We start from the raw sequence: 17,624 nt of genomic DNA on the forward strand, positions 1-17,624 counted from the left end.
TGATGAAAGCGTTGTCAGCCCTCGCTCCGTCAGTGCGGCAGTACCTGCTCGTGACGGGCAATTACTGGGCCTTCACCCTCACCGACGGCGCTTTGCGCATGTTGGTGGTGCTGCACTTTCACGCGTTGGGCTACAGCCCGCTGCAAATCGCGGCGTTGTTTCTGTTCTACGAACTCTTTGGTGTGATCACCAACCTGGTGGGCGGTTATCTCGGCGCCCGATTGGGCTTGAACCGGACAATGAACATCGGGCTGGGGATACAGGTTGCGGCGCTGTTGATGCTGACGGTGCCAGTGGCCTGGCTGACGATTCCTTGGGTGATGGGCGCGCAGGCGTTGTCGGGGATCGCCAAAGACCTGAACAAGATGAGCGCCAAAAGCTCGATCAAGCTGTTAGTGCCCGACGGGCAACAGGGCAAGCTTTACCAATGGATAGCCATCCTCACCGGTTCGAAGAATGCACTCAAGGGTGTCGGTTTCTTTCTCGGCGGGGCATTGCTCGCCCTGATCGGGTTCAAAGGGGCATTGTTGTCCATGGCGGGCGTCCTGGCGCTGATCTGGGTCAGCAGCTTGATTCTGTTAAAAAAGGATCTGGGCAAGGCCAAAGCCAAGCCCAGGTTTCGCGACATCCTGTCCAAGAGCCGAGCCATCAACATTCTGTCAGCGGCCCGGATGTTTCTGTTCGGTGCTCGAGATGTCTGGTTTGTCGTGGCTTTGCCGGTGTACTTGAGCAGCGTCTTTGGCTGGGACTTCTGGAAGGTCGGTGGATTCCTCGCGGCCTGGGTGATCGGCTACGGCATCGTGCAATCGTTCGCACCGCGAATCACCGGCAAGCAACGGGGGCATGTTCCTGATGGTCGCGCGGCTTTTTTGTGGGCGCTTGCTCTTGCTGGCCTGCCCGCGGCGATCGCTCTGGGCCTGAACACCGGGTTGTCGCAACAGGGGGTGCTGTTAGGTGGGTTGATGGTCTTTGGTGCGCTGTTTGCGGTGAACTCCTCGCTGCACAGCTACCTGATCGTGTCCTATGCCAAGGAAGACGGCGTATCGCTGGACGTGGGGTTTTACTACATGTCCAACGCCATGGGACGGTTGATCGGCACCGTGCTCTCGGGCTGGGTTTATCAGGCTTTCGGGCTGGGGGCGTGTTTATGGATTTCCAGCGCGTTTGTTATTTTCGCGGCATTGATTTCTATTGCGTTACCGAGGCATGCCGACGTGAGTTAAATTGCTCTAACAGTGGCTGTTTCTTGAAGTCTGTAACTTTCATTTCAGTTTTTACTTGCGGTTCTGCCATTTTTCAGGCGTCAAATATTTGCAATTTGTTATATGGATCGAAAAGCAATTAGTCTTAGCACAATTTATTCATACGCATTCTTTACAACTTCAGCCATAAATAAACGCACCAGACCAGGCTGCGAGGAAAACTACAAGAACCGGACAACTAAGAGATTCGCCACAATAAAAATCTAATCCTCCTTATAAGTCGGTGATTATCATGATTAAAATCATGACCTACTTTTTAACAGGAGCTGTTCTTGCAGGATGCAACGGTATGGTAAAACCCGACTTGTCGGGGCCTGCCAATGATTCATACTTTTCCGTCTTCTCGGGCTTTCCCTTGCCCTATCTGTACATGGCCTCGGCCGTGCAATGGAACGAAGACTATGCCGTCACCACTCGCCACACCCCCCTCATCCGCAACGTGGAATACAGCTGTAGCACCGGCTGCGACCTCGTCTTCATCCAGCACAAGGCCGACGGTCGCTACCCGTCATGGCGCGCACCGCGTGTGGGTGAACACATCACTGCCGTGGGGGCGAGCCCCTACATGACGACCGTCACCGGGCAAGGCAAAGTGTACCCGGCGCCTTTCATCAATAGCGATGAAGGCAGCGGTGAACGCTATGCCATCCATGATGCCCCGATGATAAAGGGGATGTCGGGTGGTCCCGTCATCGGCAATGACGGCAGTGTTGTCGGTATCAATGTCGGCTTTTTCTCCACCACCCTTAATGATGTGAGTTTTCACCCTGGGTTAAAGGGAGCTGAGAGAGTCAGCATCTTTATCCCTTACTCGATCATTCAGCGTGAATGGGAGCTGATGCAGGTGAAGCTTAACGATCCGCATGGCGCGAAGTATGCGAAGAAGTAACTTCTAGTCGTCAAACATTTGCCCGTCGGAATGTGTCTCATTGTATTGGGTGCAATGAGACACACCTTGGATGGTTAGTCGAATCCAGGCGTATATTGATTGTGTCGATCCAGGTCATTGAGGCGATAGCAGATCGCTGGCGGTGCGACAGACGAGAGGCTGGGGGGCTAGCAGATATCCCAGAACGTTTGGAGGTGTGACATGAGCCAATATCAACGACTCCTTCTAATAGCCGGCCCCACCATGCGTCACACGCCGGCGCTGCAGCGGGCCGTCGCCCTTGCCGAAGCTACTGGCGCAGCGCTGCATATCACGGTGTTCATCGAAGACTACAACATCTTGGGTTTGATACACGCCAGTGCGCGGTTTCGTGAGGCTTGTCAGCAAGAGAACGAAAAATGGCTCAAGGATGAAGCCGATCTGATCCGTGGGCGCGGGATCAACCTGAGTACCGAGGTTCTTTTCACACGCGACGCGCTGCAAGAGATCCTTCAGCACGTGACAACAACGCAGGCGGATCTGGTTATCAAGGACGTGCAGCATGAGTCGGCGCTCAAACGCGTTTTCATCACGCCTCTGGATTGGCATTTGCTGCGCGAATGTCCGGTGCCTGTGCATCTGGTCAGCGAAGTCAGTTGCCCACTTCCGCGGGTGATCGTGGCGGCAGTCGATCCATCGCACCCAGAGACTCAGATCACTGGAATCAACGACCTGATCATCCAGGCTGCGAACGAATTGGCAATGCAATGCGATGCAGAAATGCATCTGCTGTATGCCTACGATCTATCGCAGACGCATATATCCGATGCGGGCGCGGGTGCAGTCACGATGCCTGGCTTCAACAGCGATGTGCGCAAGTCTTTGCACAAGTCATTCATTGCGTTGGCCGATCACTACGGCGTGCCCACCGAGCGACAACACTTCGTTGCAGGGCCGCCCGGTAAAGCGCTGGCTGACTTCGCTGCGCATCACAGGGCCGATGTGATCGTCATGGGCAATGCGCATCGCAAGGGGCTGGAGAAGTGGGTGGGCAGTACCACGGAGCATGTCTTGTATCGGGTACCCTGCAACATTCTCGCAGTCGCAGGGCAAGCGGATCAATGAATGGATCCGTTATTAAGTGAACTGGAAAGAGGGCCTCGGCGGCCGGCTCGGGATTTTTTCAGGGCGCGTGCCGAGATATCCCGGTAGGTGTCACTATCGGTCGCCGCTAGCAGCTTTCCACCGTCTTTCATTGTGGCCATAAAGGTCACCTCGGTGTTTTTTCCGGCGAGCAGATAACCGGCGATGGCTCCAACGGGACCGAGCAACATGGCACCCGCGAGCCCCAAGCCTATGGCGGACTTTATATTCTTGTTGGAATCAGTGTTCTGAATGCTCAGGTCTTTGAATTCCGAGACCGGGAAGCTGGTCCCAAGCCGGGGTTTGAGGGACGTTTTGAGGGTAATGGTTCCAAGGTGATATTCCCCGTCGCCCTGCGGGAAGTCACCGGCGAGTACTGTGATCTTTGCCATATGGAGTTTTCTCTTGGGCGATCATTTTTGGGTAGGACATTGCGCGCGCCCAAAGTCAAAACGTCAACGATCCGACGATGAGTGGCATCCATAGATTCGCGATGCACAAGTACCGGTCCTGCAAAACAATTTCATTCGCAAGCGTAGGCCATTTGCAAGAGACCAGCCCGGCGCTCCGACATGGACGTTTTATAACGTTTAGCTCAAGCAGGCAGAGAGTGCGCTTTAATTCTCCGCTGGTCCGACGGGTTTAATCGTGATCAGGATCAAATGCTCGGCATCATCAACAGACCTTTCAGCCGAGAGGGTTTAACGGGGGATTAATGGACTTCTGGACCACCACGCAAGTATCGATTCTAGGGCTGGTTGAAGGACTCACAGAGTTCTTGCCCATCTCGAGTACGGGTCATCAGATCATTGCCGCGGACTTGCTCGACTTCGGCGGTGAGCGAGCCATGGCGTTCAATATCATCATTCAATTGGGAGCAATTCTGGCGGTCGTCTGGGAGTTTCGTCGCAAGATTCTGGAGATCACTACCGGTTTGCCAACCCAGCGTAATGCGCAACGTTTCACTCTGAATTTATTGATCGGTTTCTTGCCGGCGGTTGTTCTGGGTGTGATGTTCGCCGACAAAATCCATGAGTATCTTTTCAACCCGATCACCGTGGCCGTGGCGCTGGTGATAGGTGGAGTCATCATGTTATGGGCGGAACAACGTGAGCATGTGGTGGTTATCGATCACGTTGACGAGATGCGCTGGACCGATGCCTTGAAAGTCGGTTGCGCACAATGCCTGGCGATGATTCCCGGCACTTCGCGCTCGGGTTCGACGATTATCGGCGGGTTGCTGTTTGGCCTGTCACGCAAGACGGCTACCGAGTTTTCATTCTTCCTGGCGATGCCGACGATGGTGGGGGCCGCGGTGTACTCGGGCTATAAGTACCGCGACCTGTTCCAGTCCGCAGACTTGCCGGTGTTTGCCTTGGGGTTCGTTGCCGCATTTCTCTTTGCGATGATTGCCGTGCGCGGTTTGCTCAAGTTCATCGCCAACCATAGTTATGCGGTGTTCGCCTGGTACCGGATTGCGTTCGGTTTGCTGATTCTGGCGACATGGTTTTTGGGCTGGATCGACTGGAATCATCTCTCGGAAGGGGCGTAGGTTTTTCTGCGTTCATAAAAAACGCCGCTTGTTGAGCGGCGTTTTTGTGTGGGCGTGATGGCAGATCTAAATCTTGTTAACGCCCGCCAATGGCAAGCTGATGTGCTGTTCACGCTGCAGGAAATTCATCATAAGCAGCACCCGTTCCTCGCCGTCCATGGCCAGGAACACCGCCTCAAGATCGGAGAACGGGCCTTCAGTGATGCGCACCGCATCTCCGTGCCTCAACAACGTTGTCACGATCGCCTGACTGTCTCGCTCCTGAAGCTCGTCGATCAGCGCATCGCGGATCGGCAGTGGCTGACCGCCGAACCCGACGACTCGCGAAACACCGCGGGTCGAGCGCAGCGGGCCCCAACTGTCCTGAAGGCTCAGTTGAATAAACAGATAGCCTGGAAACAACGACTCGCTGATCACTCGACGCTGCCCGCGCAAAACGCGCTCACGCCGGTAGGTCGAGCGAAAACAGGCATAGCCCTGGCGCTGTAAATGCTCTTCGGCGCGCTCATCCTGTTTGGGTTTGCACTGAAGCAGATACCAGGCTTTGTCGGCGTGCTCTGCAATCGCGTTCATTCGAATTCCCTCCCAGCATCGATTTGCCTCAGCAGTTCGGCGGTCTTGTGCTGCATGAGCGAGCTGTCGCCGCGACTTTCCACGGTCAGGCAAGTCACGCAACCATCGTCCAAAAGACGCAAGCTCAGACGCCAGTCGGTAAAGACCAGGTTCAGCCCATCGCTCTCGTCGATGTCGAGGGCGTCGGCGGCGTAACGCTGTCTGATGCTCGCCAGCAACGCCGGACCATCCTTGACGTGACGGCGGATCTCCCCGGAGGAGGGGAAGGCACCGATGCGCTCCACCAGCAACACCGGCGGTTTCTGCACGCGGGGAAAGATCAGCTCCGATGCGTAGGCACGCACGATGAGGTACGCGAGGTTGTTTTTAAGGTCAGCGCCATACGGGCGGCGACTGTCATCTGCCTTGAAACCGCTCAATGTCTTCATAGAGGCTTCGTCCATAGGGTAATAAAGACCGAAAAATCGATTCGATAACGCACACGTTTGTCAGGGGGCAGCGCCGTCACAAGGTGTTCTGATGCAGATTCTCGAAACAGAAGTTGGTGGCTTCGATGTAACCTTCGGCGCCGCCGCAGTCGAAGCGTCGTCCCTTGAATTGATAAGCCAGCACGCAGCCGTTCTGCGCCTGCTTCATCAACGCGTCGGTGATCTGGATTTCACCGCCCTTGCCAGGCTCGGTGTCAGCGATCAGGTCGAAGATGTCGGGGGTCAGAATGTACCGACCGATAATGGCCAGGTTGGACGGGGCGTCTTCCGGGCGCGGCTTTTCGACCATGCTGTTGACCCGGTAAATACCCTCGCGAATCAGCTCGCCGGCAATCACGCCGTACTTCTGGGTTTGCTCACGGGGTACTTCCTGAATCGCTACGATCGAGCAGCGGAACTGCTCATAGAGCTTGAGCATTTGCGCCAGTACGCCATCGCCTTCCAGGTTCAGGCACAGGTCGTCGGCCAGCACCACGGCGAATGGCTCATCACCTATCAGCGAACGACCGCTGAGGATGGCATGCCCCAGGCCCTTCATCTCCACCTGGCGGGTATAGGAAAAAGTACAGGTGTCGATCAGCTCACGAGTGCCGGCCAGGAACCGCTCTTTGTCGGTGCCGCGAATCTGGTGTTCCAACTCGAAACTGACATCGAAATGATCCTCCAGCGCTCGTTTGCCCCGACCGGTGACGATGGCCATATGTTGCAGGCCGGCGTCGCGCGCTTCCTCGACGGCGTACTGGATCAGCGGCTTATTGACGATCGGCAGCATCTCCTTCGGCATGGCCTTGGTGGCGGGCAAAAAGCGGGTCCCATAGCCGGCAGCGGGGAATAGGCATTTACGAATCATGGAAGCGTCCTTGAAAGTAGACAGATGGAATGGCTAATGGCAGTAGGAAAGGTTCGACTGGTTGTCGGAACCGGCAACGCTGGAGAGTGCGGGCTCTAAATGGCTCGATCACTCGAGAAAAATGTTGGCAACGCTGCATGAGCAGCGAAAGGCCAGTACGCCATGTTTCTCGCAAGGCGCAGGCAGAGAGAAAGATCGCGCGGTCGCTTGGTCGGCGAGCATGTCTGGTTGTTCCACTGCATGCTTCTGATGCAACCCGCTGTAAACAAAGTTATTGCCCAAGGCATCTCTTACCCAACTTCTAACCGAATGTCTGACGCCCTGGCAATGTACTAACGGAACAGCTATATATTAGCTACTCTCTATTTTGGTGTAATTTAGATTGAACGGTCGCGGGAAAGCGGCAATTGTTAGAAATCGTCTGGATAAATTCTCGAACTGTTATTTTCAGTGCTCAAAGAGTGAAATGTTATTTTTTGTCTGAAAAAAAAGTTGGGGGCTGTTCAAGCGTCATGGTAATAAATACGCACTGATGGTTTGAAAGTTTCAGCTGCAGTTACCGGGGTTATAAATACCCGGATTCATTCGTAGTTTAAAGCTCTTATGTTCGGCAAGTGCTATGTCACCGCCAATGTTGACAAGACGGGGAATGTTATCTTGCTTAAAAGGGTTTTGATTGTCTGCGTCGGCAATATTTGCCGCAGTCCCACCGCGGAGTATCTGCTGCGCGGGGCACTCGTTCATTCCGATATCGAGGTCAGCTCAGCTGGCCTTGCTGCCTTGGCGGGCAAACCCATCGAGCCGACGGCACACGCCGTACTCAAAGAGCATGGTCATCAGCCCGATGGGCATGAGGCCGTTCAACTCACGCCTCAAGCTGTCAGCGAGGCGGATTTGATTCTGGTGATGGAGCGACGGCATGTCAGCGGGGTACTCAATATTGCCCCTGAAGCGCGAGGCAAAGTGTTGCTACTGGGCAAATGGCAAGACGATCGCGAAATCAGCGACCCCTACCGTCACGGCAAACCTGCATTTGTGCACGCTTATGCGTTGATCGAAGAAGCCGTACTCGCATGGGCACAGCGCCTGGCGCGCTGATGGCCACTCCTTTTTGAATCGTAATACAGGCAAAGAATCCGACTTATGCAGCAAGCACCGGTAGTTAATGTACGGGACGACGACAATGACGAGATTGATCTTCTCGGCTTGTTTGGAACACTCATCGACCATAAATGGCTGATTGCCGCGGTTACCGGTGCGTTCATGGTGGCTGGGGTCGCGTACGCGGTGCTTGCGACCCCGGTATACCAAGCGAATGCGCTGTTGCAGGTCGAAGCGAAAAAGAACGATTTGTTGGGTTTCTCCGATGTCAGCAGCATGTTGGGAAAAGAGTCGCCTTCTGCGACTGAGATCGAACTGATCAAGTCTCGTGCGGTGATTGGCAAAACGGTCGATAACCTGAAACTTGATATCGTCATACAACCAATGTACTTCCCGGTGGTCGGTGAGTTCCTGGCTCGTCGGTTCCAGAATAAAAATCCCGGTGAAATAGCCGACCCCTTGTTGGGGTTGAACAGTTTCGCTTGGGGAGGGGAGTCGCTGAAGATATTCAAACTGGATCTTCCCGACTCGCAACTGGGCAAGAAGTTGACCCTGACCGCGGGTGAAAATGGTCATTACACCCTGTTGGACGAAGACGACAACGTATTGGCGGCCAGCCAGGCTGGACAACTTTTCGAACAAAATGGCATTGCGTTTCAGATAGAAGAAATGCACGCCAATCCTGGAACCCGCTTCAGAATCATCCGCAATTCTCGCCTGACCAGCATCCTCGACTACCAAGAGGATTTGGATGTATCCGAGCGCGGAAAAGAATCGGGCATGATCGGGCTGGCGCTGGAAAGCACAGATCCGGATCAGGCCATTAAAACCCTCAATGAAATTGCCGCTATTTATGTACGGCAAAACGTAGAGCGCACTTCAGCTGAGGCAGCGCAGAGCCTGGCGTTTCTCAAAGAGCAACTGCCGGTGGTCAAGAAGGACCTGGAAAAAGCCGGGAATGCCTTGAATGAATACCAGACGCGCAGCAAATCCGTGGACATCACGCTCGAAACCAAAGCCATTCTCGATCAGATTGTCGGGCTTGATACCAGCATCTCGGAGTTGAAGTTGCAGCAAGCCGAGATGGACCGCAAATTCACCCGCCAACATCCCGCCTATCGCGCATTGTTGACCCAGATTGGTGAGTTGAGCAGCAAGCAGAAAAGTTTGGCGTCCAAGGTGGAGAGCCTTCCCTCCACCCAGCAAGAACTGCTGAGCCTGACCCGGGATGTAGAGGTCGGTACTGCCATTTATACCCAGCTGCTGAACAAGTCTCAGGAGCTGGATGTGATGCGCGCGGGAACGGTCGGTAACGTGCGTCTGATCGACACCGCGGATGTCAATTTTTTCAAACCGGTCAAACCGAAAAAAATCTTGATTGTATTGATCGCCACGATTCTTGGCGGCTTCCTGGCGGTTGTCCTGGTACTGGTACGCAAGGCACTTAACCGGGGGCTGGAAAGTCCGGAAGCCATCGAGCAACTTGGGTTACCGGTCTACGCATCGATTCCTTACAGCATTCTGCAGAAAAGTGAAGAAGACAAAGTCTCTCGCGGACGGGGACGTTCCGGCGCAGGTTCTACATTGCTGGCCGTCACTCATCCCACCGATCTGGCCGTCGAGGCGTTGCGCAGTTTGCGTACCAGTCTGCACTTCGCCATGCATGAGGCTGGCAATAACCGCCTGATGATTTCCGGGCCTAGCCCTCAGGTGGGTAAAACCTTCGTGTCGGTTAACCTCGCGGTGGTGATAGCACAAACCGGGTTGCGGGTATTGTTGATCGACGTCGACATGCGCAAAGGCTATCTGCACAAAGTGTTAGATGTTTCTTCAGACAATGGGCTCTCCGATATCTTGGCCCGGCGCTGCGATGTAGCCACCGCAATCCATAAGACCCAAATCGACAACTTCGATTTTGTCAGTCGAGGCCAAATCCCGCCCAATCCTTCCGAGTTACTGATGCACGCCAATTTCAGCGCGCTATTGGAGCAGGCGAGCGAGCTATACGATCTGGTGATTCTCGATACGCCGCCGATATTGGCAGTGACAGACGCGGCGATTGTCGGGCGCTTGTCCGGGACCAACCTGATTGTGACGCGCTACGGACTGAACCCGGCGAAAGAAATCGAGTTGACGGTCCGCCGGTTCTCCCAGAATGGCGTTTCCATTAAAGGTGCGATTTTTAACGGCGTGGAGAAAAAGGCCTCCAATAAATACGGGTACAGTGATTATGGTTATTACCACTATGCCTACGCCTCCGACAAAAATTGATGAGTGTTGAACGGGTCGCGTCATAAATTCAGATTTTTGACGGCGTTGCTGTTGTTCTTGAGTGCTTGTCGTTATTGCTACGCGGGATCATGCCAATAGGCATGATCAAACCGATATTTCATGGAAACACCACGTCCTGAGGAAGATGACGAAAAATCCTGGGGCGGTAGCGTGTCAAATGACAACATCAGCATAAAGAATACCAAACCATGTTCTACCTGTTATCGCTTATCGCCCTGTCAGCGGGTTTGCTTGCAGTAAAAACCCCAAAATACTCAATTGTATTTTTGGGCATCATGCTATCTGTCATCCCCACCGGGAACTCCTACAGCGAAATAATATCGTTAAAAGGCCTCTATTTTTTTGATTTCTATATAGCCGGTGCACTGAGTGCATTGCTGACAAGACAGGTCGTGGCACAAAAACTTCAATTAACAGTGCCCGCCGGCCTTCTTTTTGGCTGTGGGCTCTATGTGGTACTACTCGCGTGCGGCCTGATAGGGTCCCCGAATAAGTACTTATTGAAAGACATCCGACCTTTTATAATGATCCTGTCATTTATAGTGCTCACGAACATCGCCACCCTTGCAGCAAAAACCTTGACGCTGCAAACGGTACTGAAAATATTAATTGCGATGACAGCTTTCAATATACTGGATATCGCTTGGTTACGATTGGGGCTGTACAGTTTTCAAGACGTCTACTATGAAGAAAACGCCTACAGGTACCTGGATGGTGGCACGTATGCAGCCGTTGCATATTTAATATACTACTTCATAGATCCTGGGGTATTTGAGAACAAAAAGAAGCTGGCGAGAATCTGTTTGATGACTTCATTCATCTGTTTGTTTATCGCCAATTCAAGATTCATTTTCGTTTCTGTTTTTGCAGCTGTCATCATCCACCAATATACAAAGCCTGCTCGAATGATAGGCGTCATACTATTAGGTTCAGTCGTGCTACTGGCCTTCATTGGGGTCAGCAACATGATCGGTGCTGATCGAATCAATGACGGTTTATCATCTGAAGGCCTGGCGGTTCAGCTAACCACTCGCTTCAGCCCTGCGCTGGACTTGATACGCAACATGAATCCCATGCACTACTTCGTTGGTCTAGGAGCCGGAACTCCTTTTGAAATCCCCTGGTTTGAATACCGTGGTCTCGATGACAAAAACTCGAATATCGACAGTGCTTACTTAACGTATTTTGTTAAATACGGGGTCATCGGCTTGTACTTGCTATTTGTATTCACTACGTCCATTACCCATCACTTAAAAACCCGGGTTGCGGTATCAATAGCCACCTTTCTGGCGCTGATGTTCATCGTATCGGCCACGCCTTATCAGCCGTACGCTATCGGAATCGCTTATAGCGCCATCATTTTACGCGTCGTCGCGGAGCACGCCGGCAGGCAACGTAAAAAAATGCTGACATTTCATCAACCGCTGATAGCCCCATCCTTTCAGGTTAAAGCCAGATGAACAACGCACTGTTGAAAAAGTTCGTGTCCAGTACTGCATGGAGTTTCATTTCAGCCGTGGCCACGAAAGTCTCGGTTGTCATTACCGGCATCCTGGTCGCCAGAGTACTGGGTGCACAATCATTTGGAGAGTATGGCCTGATACAAAGCGCCATTGTGATGCTCGCCAATGTCGCAGCCCAAGCCACAACGACGGCGACGGCTAAACATATTGGTCAATTTAAAGAGACTTCCCCAGAAAAAACGGGCAGAGGTATCGCTCTAACGCTGATATTTGCCTTATCTTTCAGCGCCATGATCATTGGTATCGCTCTGTTTTTTCCGCTTTTCTTCTCTAACATCATTCTTGGCTCCGACAATCTGAAATATGTATCACTGATTGTATTGAGTACCATCACCTTCATCATTTTGTCTGGATGGACCCAAGGGTGTTTAACCGGTTGGGGGCAATATCGGTCTATTGCAACGATCAATGGAATTATCGCCATCGTCGCGATCCCGGGGACTTACTTCCTGACGACAAAATTCAGACTCAATGGCGCCTTGCTGGGACTGGCATGCTCTCAACTGTTAATTGTGTTTTTTAGCGCACTCGCGTGCTGGAAAACACTAAAGGCAAAGAACACTACACTCAGTTTCAAAGGTGTAATGACTGAAAAGCATACCGTTCTTTCGGTCGGGCTCCCGGTCTTGCTGACAGGCCTGATGGTCGCCCCGATGAATTGGCTCGCGAATAAATTGTTGGCAGAAACAAGTAACGGACTCGCCGCGTTAGGAATGTACGCAGCCGCCATGCAATGGAATGCAATATTCTCACATGTCTCCGTGGTATTAGGTTCCGTGCTTGTCCCGATGCTAGCCGCAACCCTGGGAGGTAAAAGCCGGAAGCTAGACGCCTTGAACTTTCTATCCGGCTGGTTAGTCGTATTGATTGTTATACAGCCGGTCATCATGTTCCCCGAACTGCTGGCAAAACTCTATGGGGACAGCTTCCTTGGCCGGGACTTTGAAGTAACGTTGATTCTGGTCATTCTGGGGTCGCTGCTAAGTGCCTTTAAATCCGGTATCTCAAGAAAAATGATCGTGATGGATTTGGCGTGGTACAGCGTCATGAGTAATATTCTATGGGGTGTATTGTTCATATCCGGAGCTTTGCTTCTGAGGGAGGAGGGCGCCGTCGGCATTGCAAAAGCATTCATTGGCTCGCAATTAATACACTTTCTGCTTGGCCTGCCCTATTTCGTATACAAAAAAATACTGCCCTTGGAATTACTCGTCTCCCCTAGAATTCTGATTTTGTGGACGTTGCCTTTTGTCAGTTTCATTTCGAGCACATATATTGAAAGCGCCCTGTATCGATTGATGATAGTGGTCATGATCTTTATATACATTGTTGCAACAACGTTTACCTTGAATACTATGTTCAATGAACCCGTAGAAATTGGAAACCCAGCATGAATTCCAGTAAAGTTTATATCCGTGGTGCTTACGGTCCTGGTAATCTAGGTGATGACATACTAATGTTGTGCGTCATCAATATTCTGAAAAAGAGATTCAAAGAGTCGGACATTGCAGTGGGTGTCGACCATCCGGATGTCGCCAAGAATTTTAACCCGCGCATAAAATGGTTACATATCAAGGAACCTGTCAAAGCTGATCTGGTTGTTTTGGGCGGCGGCGGTCAGTTTTTCTCGTTCATTCCTCCGGCCAAGAAAGCCTCCACTCTTTCGCTTAAAGCGTCAAAGCTTTATAAGAGTGTAAAAGCCCAAACCGATTTAAAATCCACACTGTTACGTTTGTATGTAGGGATGCGCGGCGGCATCGACAAGATTTTTTTCCATCGTCGTCTTGCTGCATTCTGTATCGGTTTAGGCCCATTTGATGGTGGTGGCAAGCAGCTGACTCGCGCAGTCAGTGTCATTAATCGTTGTGACTATATTTCCGTCAGGGACGGAACAAGCCAAAAGCATTGCAATGCGTTTGGAAAATCAGATGTGGATGTGTACACGGACCCGACCCTACTTTCCGATCTGTGGATCTCCAGCAAAGATCTGAACATAAACAGCGCAAATAAAAACAAATACCTATCCTTTATCCTGCGCGATTGGCCGCATGACGTGAATGGACAAAAATTCATCGAGGCAATGGTTCAGGCCGCTCATGAACTGTCCAAACGTGGTGAACAGGTTCGTCTAGTATCACTTTATAAAGAACGTGACCAGCATCTTATCGATAAGCACCACACGTTTGAATGGTTGTGCTGGGATGCCGCAATCGACACGCCAGAGACGTTCATGGCGAAATTGATAGTTGAATCCGATGTCATTATCAGCGCCAGGGCGCACGGCGTGCTTCTGCCTGCCTCTTTAGGTTATCCAACCATCGCTGTTGAAATCGAAAACAAACTGAAAAAAGTCCATGAAATGCTTCCGCGTGGCACCAAACTGGTCAGCGCTCCTGACCATAACCTGATCATGGCGACCATTAGCGAATTCAGACAATCCAAAGAGCAAATGGCAGAGCACCTCAAGCAAGAGATTTCACAGAGATCATCCATCGCACAAAATGCTGTCGATGATTTTTTGAAGTGGGTCGATAACAAATAAGATTCGAGGGGCAACTGACGTGAAAACAAAAGGCTCGACGCTACTCGCTTTAGCTTTTTCTCTGCATGTGGCTACGAGCGGTGCGTCAGACGTAAACGACAGCTGCGAGCAAAACATTGAAAACATCTATCCGTCACTTCCAGATGTTTCACAGACGTTTACCAGTCGTCAGGGTAAAGCCCAAGTACAGGAAAGTATAAAAGGCAGCGCTAATTTAACCAACAAAGCCTACAGCAACGAAATCAAAGACATCAAGGTACATTATCCCGCCGGGTCGTACGATCCAGGCTCGATGGTCCGGTTGGGTTTACCCTACGGGGGAATTGAATTCAAATCCAGGCTCAAGCAATCGGGTAGAGAATGCCTGATTCTTACTTATGAATTGAAATTCGATAAAAACTTTGATTTTGTAAAAGGCGGAAAACTTCCGGGTCTCTACGGCGGCACAGGCAATACAGGAGGGAAAATACCTAACGGCCATGATGGTTTTTCCACTCGCTACATATGGAAAGAAAATGGCGTTGGCGCAATCTATGCCTATTTACCCACCAGCAAAACATGGGGGACAGCAATAGGCTTGGGCTCCTGGACCTTTAGTGTCGGGCGATGGCACGTATTAGAGCAACTCGTAAAATTAAATACTCCGGGTCAAGCCGATGGCGTGATTTCTATTTGGTACGATAGAAAACTGGTGCACTCTGAAACCGGGCTGATATTTAGAGACACTAAAAACTTAACGATCGATGGTTTGCTGTTCTCTACTTTCTTCGGTGGAAACAACGCATCTTTCGCTACACCTGCCAGTACCAATATTCGGTTCAGGAATTTCGTGATGAGTTCACGTCGCATCGCTAATACATCAGGGCAGGGCGCAGGTAACTAGATGAAGAACTTGAAGCTTAATACCAAGAAGGTAGTGGTTGCCTTATTTAATACGGCGCTTAGCCTGGCTTTCTTTTTCAACTTGAGACGTTCACTGCTAAGGGCAACGGGATGCCGCATTGGCACCAAAACTACTGTCCATAGAAGGGTCATTTTTTTTTCATTTGGCAAATTCTCAATAGGAAAGAACTGCACAGTAAATTACAACTGCTACATGGACAATAGGGCTGGAATCAGCATCGGCGACAACGTCAATATCTCCCACAACACAAAAATTTATACACTGGGGCACGATATCGATGACCCCATGAGTAATACAGTCGGGAAGCCAGTTGTCATTGGAGATAACGCGTGGATCTTTCCCAATGTGATGATAATGCCAGGAGTCACAATAGGAAAAGGTGCGGTTATTTATCCCGGCAGCGTTGTCACGCGCAATGTCGAAGAGTATTCGATCGCGGGAGGAAACCCGGCTAAACATATTCGGTTCAGAAATCAAAACATTCTGTACAGCGCCGACTTCCCTGTTTGGTTTGCATTGTAATGCACTCAATTTTCCCGACTATCCTTTATGCAGGATTCTGAAGTGAAATCATTAATGATCGCATGGGTTGGCTATCAACGACGCGCCGACACAATGAAACAATATTGGGCGTATGACATTCTGCACCTCCCAAACAGATTCAAAAAAAAATATACACGACCATTGGACTATTTGATTAAGTCTTTTAAGACGATCAAAGCGCTTTTCGTCAATGCACCTGAGGTTGTTTGGGTCCAGCTGCCCCCGAGCCCTGTGTTGCACATAGCATTGGCCTACAAGTTTTTGGTGAACAGACGCCTCAAGATTATCGCTGACGCACACAATAGCCTGTTGCGCAAACAGTGGCTAACTTTCCCGGGGACGGTGTCTTTACTCAACAAAATCGATGCTGTTGTAGTCCACAACTTCAAAGTCAAAGAAGAGTTATCTCACGCAGGCGTTAACGCAGAAAACATTTTCATCCTGGAAGATTTGCCGTGTGATTTTAAAGCCTCGCCCGCCAGTGATCATCAGACCCCCTATGTGCTTTTCCCTTGTTCTTTTGATATCGACGAACCGATAGAAGTCGTTATTAATGCAGCCAGGGAGATGCCTCATATAAACTTTCTTATCACAGGGAAGCATGAGGGCAAGTTGTCGGAGGCGCTCATAGAGTCAATGCCAGCCAATATCAAGCTTACGGGTTTTCTGAGCAAATTGATTTTTGAACAACTATTGTGTAACGCGAATGTCGTTCTCGGTCTGACAACGCGCAACAATGTTCAATTGAGTGTGGCCAACGAAGCGGTCAGTGCCGGCAGGCCGATGGCACTCTCGAACACGACGGTACTGCGCTCATTGTTTTCGGACGCGGCCGTATTTGTTGAGACATTAGACCCCCTGTCAATAAAATTCGGGGTATCTCAACTCATCGAAAATGAAGAACTCTATAAAGAAAAATCAGCCCAGTTAAAAGCCAAGCGAATAACACGCTGGAAGGGCCAGGCGGAGTTATTAAGAACAGCCGTTATTATCTAATGATGTCTATTAATCCTGACAGGAAGGGAACCGTCATGAGTCAATCGTATGATGTTTTACTGATTTGTTCCGGAGGTGGGCACTGGGTACAGATGAGCAAACTGCTTCCTGCTTTTGACGGCCAAAAGGTTAACATTGCCACCGTCGATATCAGCGTTCACTCACAGTATCCACTTCACGATTTTGTTAAAGTCCCAGACTTTAATAGAAATGAACCCTTGAAGATTATTAAGGGCTTCTATCAGATCTTCAATATCGTTTACCACAGCAAAGCAAAATACGTCATCTCTACGGGTGCGGCACCGGGTCTGCTGGGTTTGATCACCGCAAAGATCATGGGAAAAAAAACGCTCTGGATTGATAGTATTGCGAACCCCAAGAAAATCTCTCTGTCCGGCAGAATCGCTTCTTACTTTGTAGATGAATTGCTCACGCAGTGGCCCACTCTTTCGGAAAACAGCAGGGCTCAATATAAAGGGAGGATTGTATAAATGATATTCTGCAGCGTTGGCACTCAAGCACCGTTTGAGAGAATGCTCAGCTATTTAAGTGAATGGAGTCATGCAAACCCTCATGTCCCTATTGTTGCCCAAGTCGGCGATAACGAAAAGGACTTGGGCCGCATTACCGCGTTCAAGACAATAGCCGAACCTCTGTTTTCCAAAAACTTCAACACCTCAGCAGTCGTCGTCTCTCATGCGGGCATGGGTAATATCATTCGCTCGCTTGAACTGGGAAAACCAATAGTTATCGTGCCTCGGGATAGCAACCGTGGTGAGCACATTAATAACCATCAGTACGACACTGTCGAGAATTTTTCGAGCTTTCCGTCTGTTTTTATTGCCTATGATAAAGATGATTTTTTTTCGGCTATCGATTCAGCACTCAATTACAGTAACGCAGAGAGTTCGCTGGACTTCACGGAGAGAGATCGTTTGATCGATTATATAAAGTCGTTCACGTCTTAAACCTTCGCTGTTTGTCGAC

Annotated in this window: 18 protein-coding genes; 14 read left to right on the forward strand and 4 right to left on the reverse strand. The window is 50.8% G+C overall.

The features are described 5' to 3' along the window. The first annotated feature begins 2 nt into the window (after positions 1 to 2). From arsJ to JFU11_RS05870, 3 genes are all read left to right on the forward strand, one after another. A complete protein-coding gene (gene arsJ / locus JFU11_RS05860; protein WP_201060047.1) occupies positions 3 to 1,223 on the forward strand; it encodes an organoarsenical effux MFS transporter ArsJ in 1,221 nt (406 codons plus the stop codon). Between the two features lie 328 nt (positions 1,224 to 1,551). Next, positions 1,552 to 2,151, forward strand: coding sequence for a trypsin-like peptidase domain-containing protein (locus JFU11_RS05865; protein WP_052965262.1), 600 nt, complete (start codon positions 1,552 to 1,554; stop codon positions 2,149 to 2,151). Between the two features lie 201 nt (positions 2,152 to 2,352). Next, positions 2,353 to 3,255, forward strand: a complete 903-nt coding sequence (locus tag JFU11_RS05870; RefSeq protein ID WP_201060049.1) for a universal stress protein — start codon at positions 2,353 to 2,355, stop codon at positions 3,253 to 3,255. Here JFU11_RS05870 and JFU11_RS05875 read toward each other — a convergent pair. After that, a complete protein-coding gene (locus JFU11_RS05875) occupies positions 3,249 to 3,665 on the reverse strand; it encodes a hypothetical protein (protein ID WP_123721047.1) in 417 nt (138 codons plus the stop codon). The genes JFU11_RS05870 and JFU11_RS05875 overlap by 7 nt on opposite strands. Positions 3,666 to 3,988: 323 nt before the next feature. Here JFU11_RS05875 and JFU11_RS05880 point away from each other — a divergent pair, with 323 nt between their 5' ends. Continuing rightward, on the forward strand, positions 3,989 to 4,825 hold the full coding sequence (locus JFU11_RS05880; protein ID WP_038980185.1) for an undecaprenyl-diphosphate phosphatase: 837 nt from the start codon (positions 3,989 to 3,991) through the stop codon (positions 4,823 to 4,825). Between the two features lie 66 nt (positions 4,826 to 4,891). Here JFU11_RS05880 and rfaH read toward each other — a convergent pair whose 3' ends face one another. From rfaH to galU, 3 genes are all read right to left on the reverse strand, one after another. Beyond that, positions 4,892 to 5,398: a transcription/translation regulatory transformer protein RfaH gene (gene rfaH / locus JFU11_RS05885; RefSeq protein WP_123721048.1), complete on the reverse strand. Its 507-nt coding sequence runs from the start codon at positions 5,396 to 5,398 to the stop codon at positions 4,892 to 4,894. Next, positions 5,395 to 5,826, reverse strand: coding sequence for a phosphomannomutase (locus JFU11_RS05890; protein WP_052965258.1), 432 nt, complete (start codon positions 5,824 to 5,826; stop codon positions 5,395 to 5,397). The genes rfaH and JFU11_RS05890 overlap by 4 nt, the downstream gene beginning before the upstream one ends. 76 nt (positions 5,827 to 5,902) lie before the next feature. Next, positions 5,903 to 6,736, reverse strand: a complete 834-nt coding sequence (galU, locus tag JFU11_RS05895) for a UTP--glucose-1-phosphate uridylyltransferase GalU (protein ID WP_123356553.1) — start codon at positions 6,734 to 6,736, stop codon at positions 5,903 to 5,905. A gap of 603 nt (positions 6,737 to 7,339) precedes the next feature. On the opposite strand from galU, the gene JFU11_RS05900 reads away from it, so the two are divergent. The 10 genes from JFU11_RS05900 (at position 7,340) to JFU11_RS05945 (ending at position 17,605) form a co-directional block, all read left to right on the forward strand. Continuing rightward, complete coding sequence (locus tag JFU11_RS05900) at positions 7,340 to 7,834, forward strand: low molecular weight protein-tyrosine-phosphatase (RefSeq protein WP_052965257.1); 495 nt, start codon at positions 7,340 to 7,342, stop codon at positions 7,832 to 7,834. A 45-nt stretch (positions 7,835 to 7,879) separates the two neighbouring features. Beyond that, positions 7,880 to 10,108 (forward strand): polysaccharide biosynthesis tyrosine autokinase, encoded by a 2,229-nt coding sequence (locus JFU11_RS05905; protein ID WP_201060050.1) that lies wholly within the window; start codon positions 7,880 to 7,882, stop codon positions 10,106 to 10,108. Between the two features lie 209 nt (positions 10,109 to 10,317). Further along, positions 10,318 to 11,589, forward strand: coding sequence for a DUF6369 family protein (locus JFU11_RS05910; protein ID WP_201060051.1), 1,272 nt, complete (start codon positions 10,318 to 10,320; stop codon positions 11,587 to 11,589). Continuing rightward, positions 11,586 to 13,046, forward strand: coding sequence for an oligosaccharide flippase family protein (locus JFU11_RS05915; RefSeq protein WP_201060052.1), 1,461 nt, complete (start codon positions 11,586 to 11,588; stop codon positions 13,044 to 13,046). Before JFU11_RS05910 ends, JFU11_RS05915 begins: the two co-directional genes overlap by 4 nt. Next, positions 13,043 to 14,194: a polysaccharide pyruvyl transferase family protein gene (locus JFU11_RS05920; RefSeq protein WP_201060053.1), complete on the forward strand. Its 1,152-nt coding sequence runs from the start codon at positions 13,043 to 13,045 to the stop codon at positions 14,192 to 14,194. The genes JFU11_RS05915 and JFU11_RS05920 overlap by 4 nt, the downstream gene beginning before the upstream one ends. 19 nt (positions 14,195 to 14,213) lie before the next feature. Continuing rightward, a complete protein-coding gene (locus tag JFU11_RS05925) occupies positions 14,214 to 15,077 on the forward strand; it encodes a polysaccharide lyase (protein ID WP_123721054.1) in 864 nt (287 codons plus the stop codon). Then, positions 15,078 to 15,620, forward strand: coding sequence for an acyltransferase (locus tag JFU11_RS05930; protein WP_201087358.1), 543 nt, complete (start codon positions 15,078 to 15,080; stop codon positions 15,618 to 15,620). It abuts the gene before it with no gap. Positions 15,621 to 15,662: 42 nt separating this feature from the next. Further along, positions 15,663 to 16,637: a glycosyltransferase gene (locus JFU11_RS05935; protein ID WP_201060054.1), complete on the forward strand. Its 975-nt coding sequence runs from the start codon at positions 15,663 to 15,665 to the stop codon at positions 16,635 to 16,637. A 35-nt stretch (positions 16,638 to 16,672) separates the two neighbouring features. Then, a complete protein-coding gene (locus tag JFU11_RS05940) occupies positions 16,673 to 17,128 on the forward strand; it encodes a hypothetical protein (RefSeq protein WP_201060055.1) in 456 nt (151 codons plus the stop codon). Beyond that, positions 17,129 to 17,605 carry a glycosyltransferase gene (locus JFU11_RS05945; RefSeq protein WP_123721057.1) on the forward strand — a complete coding sequence of 159 codons (477 nt, stop codon included), beginning with the start codon at positions 17,129 to 17,131 and terminating at the stop codon, positions 17,603 to 17,605. Positions 17,606 to 17,624: the final 19 nt, after the last annotated feature.

Source organism: Pseudomonas sp. TH37 (assembly GCF_016650735.1).
Lineage (GTDB): Bacteria > Pseudomonadota > Gammaproteobacteria > Pseudomonadales > Pseudomonadaceae > Aquipseudomonas > Aquipseudomonas farris.

What these genes read in the sequence shown, in the direction of transcription:
- JFU11_RS05910 (WP_201060051.1), top strand. Translation starts at nt 10,318, where the DNA reads ATGTTCTACCTGTTATCGCTTATCGCCCTGTCAGCGGGTTTGCTTGCA.
- JFU11_RS05890 (WP_052965258.1), bottom strand. Translation starts at nt 5,826, where the DNA reads ATGAAGACATTGAGCGGTTTCAAGGCAGATGACAGTCGCCGCCCGTAT.
- JFU11_RS05920 (WP_201060053.1), top strand. Translation starts at nt 13,043, where the DNA reads ATGAATTCCAGTAAAGTTTATATCCGTGGTGCTTACGGTCCTGGTAAT.
- JFU11_RS05915 (WP_201060052.1), top strand. Translation starts at nt 11,586, where the DNA reads ATGAACAACGCACTGTTGAAAAAGTTCGTGTCCAGTACTGCATGGAGT.
- JFU11_RS05940 (WP_201060055.1), top strand. Translation starts at nt 16,673, where the DNA reads ATGAGTCAATCGTATGATGTTTTACTGATTTGTTCCGGAGGTGGGCAC.
- JFU11_RS05945 (WP_123721057.1), top strand. Translation starts at nt 17,129, where the DNA reads ATGATATTCTGCAGCGTTGGCACTCAAGCACCGTTTGAGAGAATGCTC.
- galU (WP_123356553.1), bottom strand. Translation starts at nt 6,736, where the DNA reads ATGATTCGTAAATGCCTATTCCCCGCTGCCGGCTATGGGACCCGCTTT.
- JFU11_RS05930 (WP_201087358.1), top strand. Translation starts at nt 15,078, where the DNA reads ATGAAGAACTTGAAGCTTAATACCAAGAAGGTAGTGGTTGCCTTATTT.
- JFU11_RS05900 (WP_052965257.1), top strand. Translation starts at nt 7,340, where the DNA reads ATGTTCGGCAAGTGCTATGTCACCGCCAATGTTGACAAGACGGGGAAT.
- rfaH (WP_123721048.1), bottom strand. Translation starts at nt 5,398, where the DNA reads ATGAACGCGATTGCAGAGCACGCCGACAAAGCCTGGTATCTGCTTCAG.
- JFU11_RS05865 (WP_052965262.1), top strand. Translation starts at nt 1,552, where the DNA reads ATGGTAAAACCCGACTTGTCGGGGCCTGCCAATGATTCATACTTTTCC.
- JFU11_RS05880 (WP_038980185.1), top strand. Translation starts at nt 3,989, where the DNA reads ATGGACTTCTGGACCACCACGCAAGTATCGATTCTAGGGCTGGTTGAA.
- JFU11_RS05870 (WP_201060049.1), top strand. Translation starts at nt 2,353, where the DNA reads ATGAGCCAATATCAACGACTCCTTCTAATAGCCGGCCCCACCATGCGT.
- arsJ (WP_201060047.1), top strand. Translation starts at nt 3, where the DNA reads ATGAAAGCGTTGTCAGCCCTCGCTCCGTCAGTGCGGCAGTACCTGCTC.
- JFU11_RS05905 (WP_201060050.1), top strand. Translation starts at nt 7,880, where the DNA reads ATGCAGCAAGCACCGGTAGTTAATGTACGGGACGACGACAATGACGAG.
- JFU11_RS05875 (WP_123721047.1), bottom strand. Translation starts at nt 3,665, where the DNA reads ATGGCAAAGATCACAGTACTCGCCGGTGACTTCCCGCAGGGCGACGGG.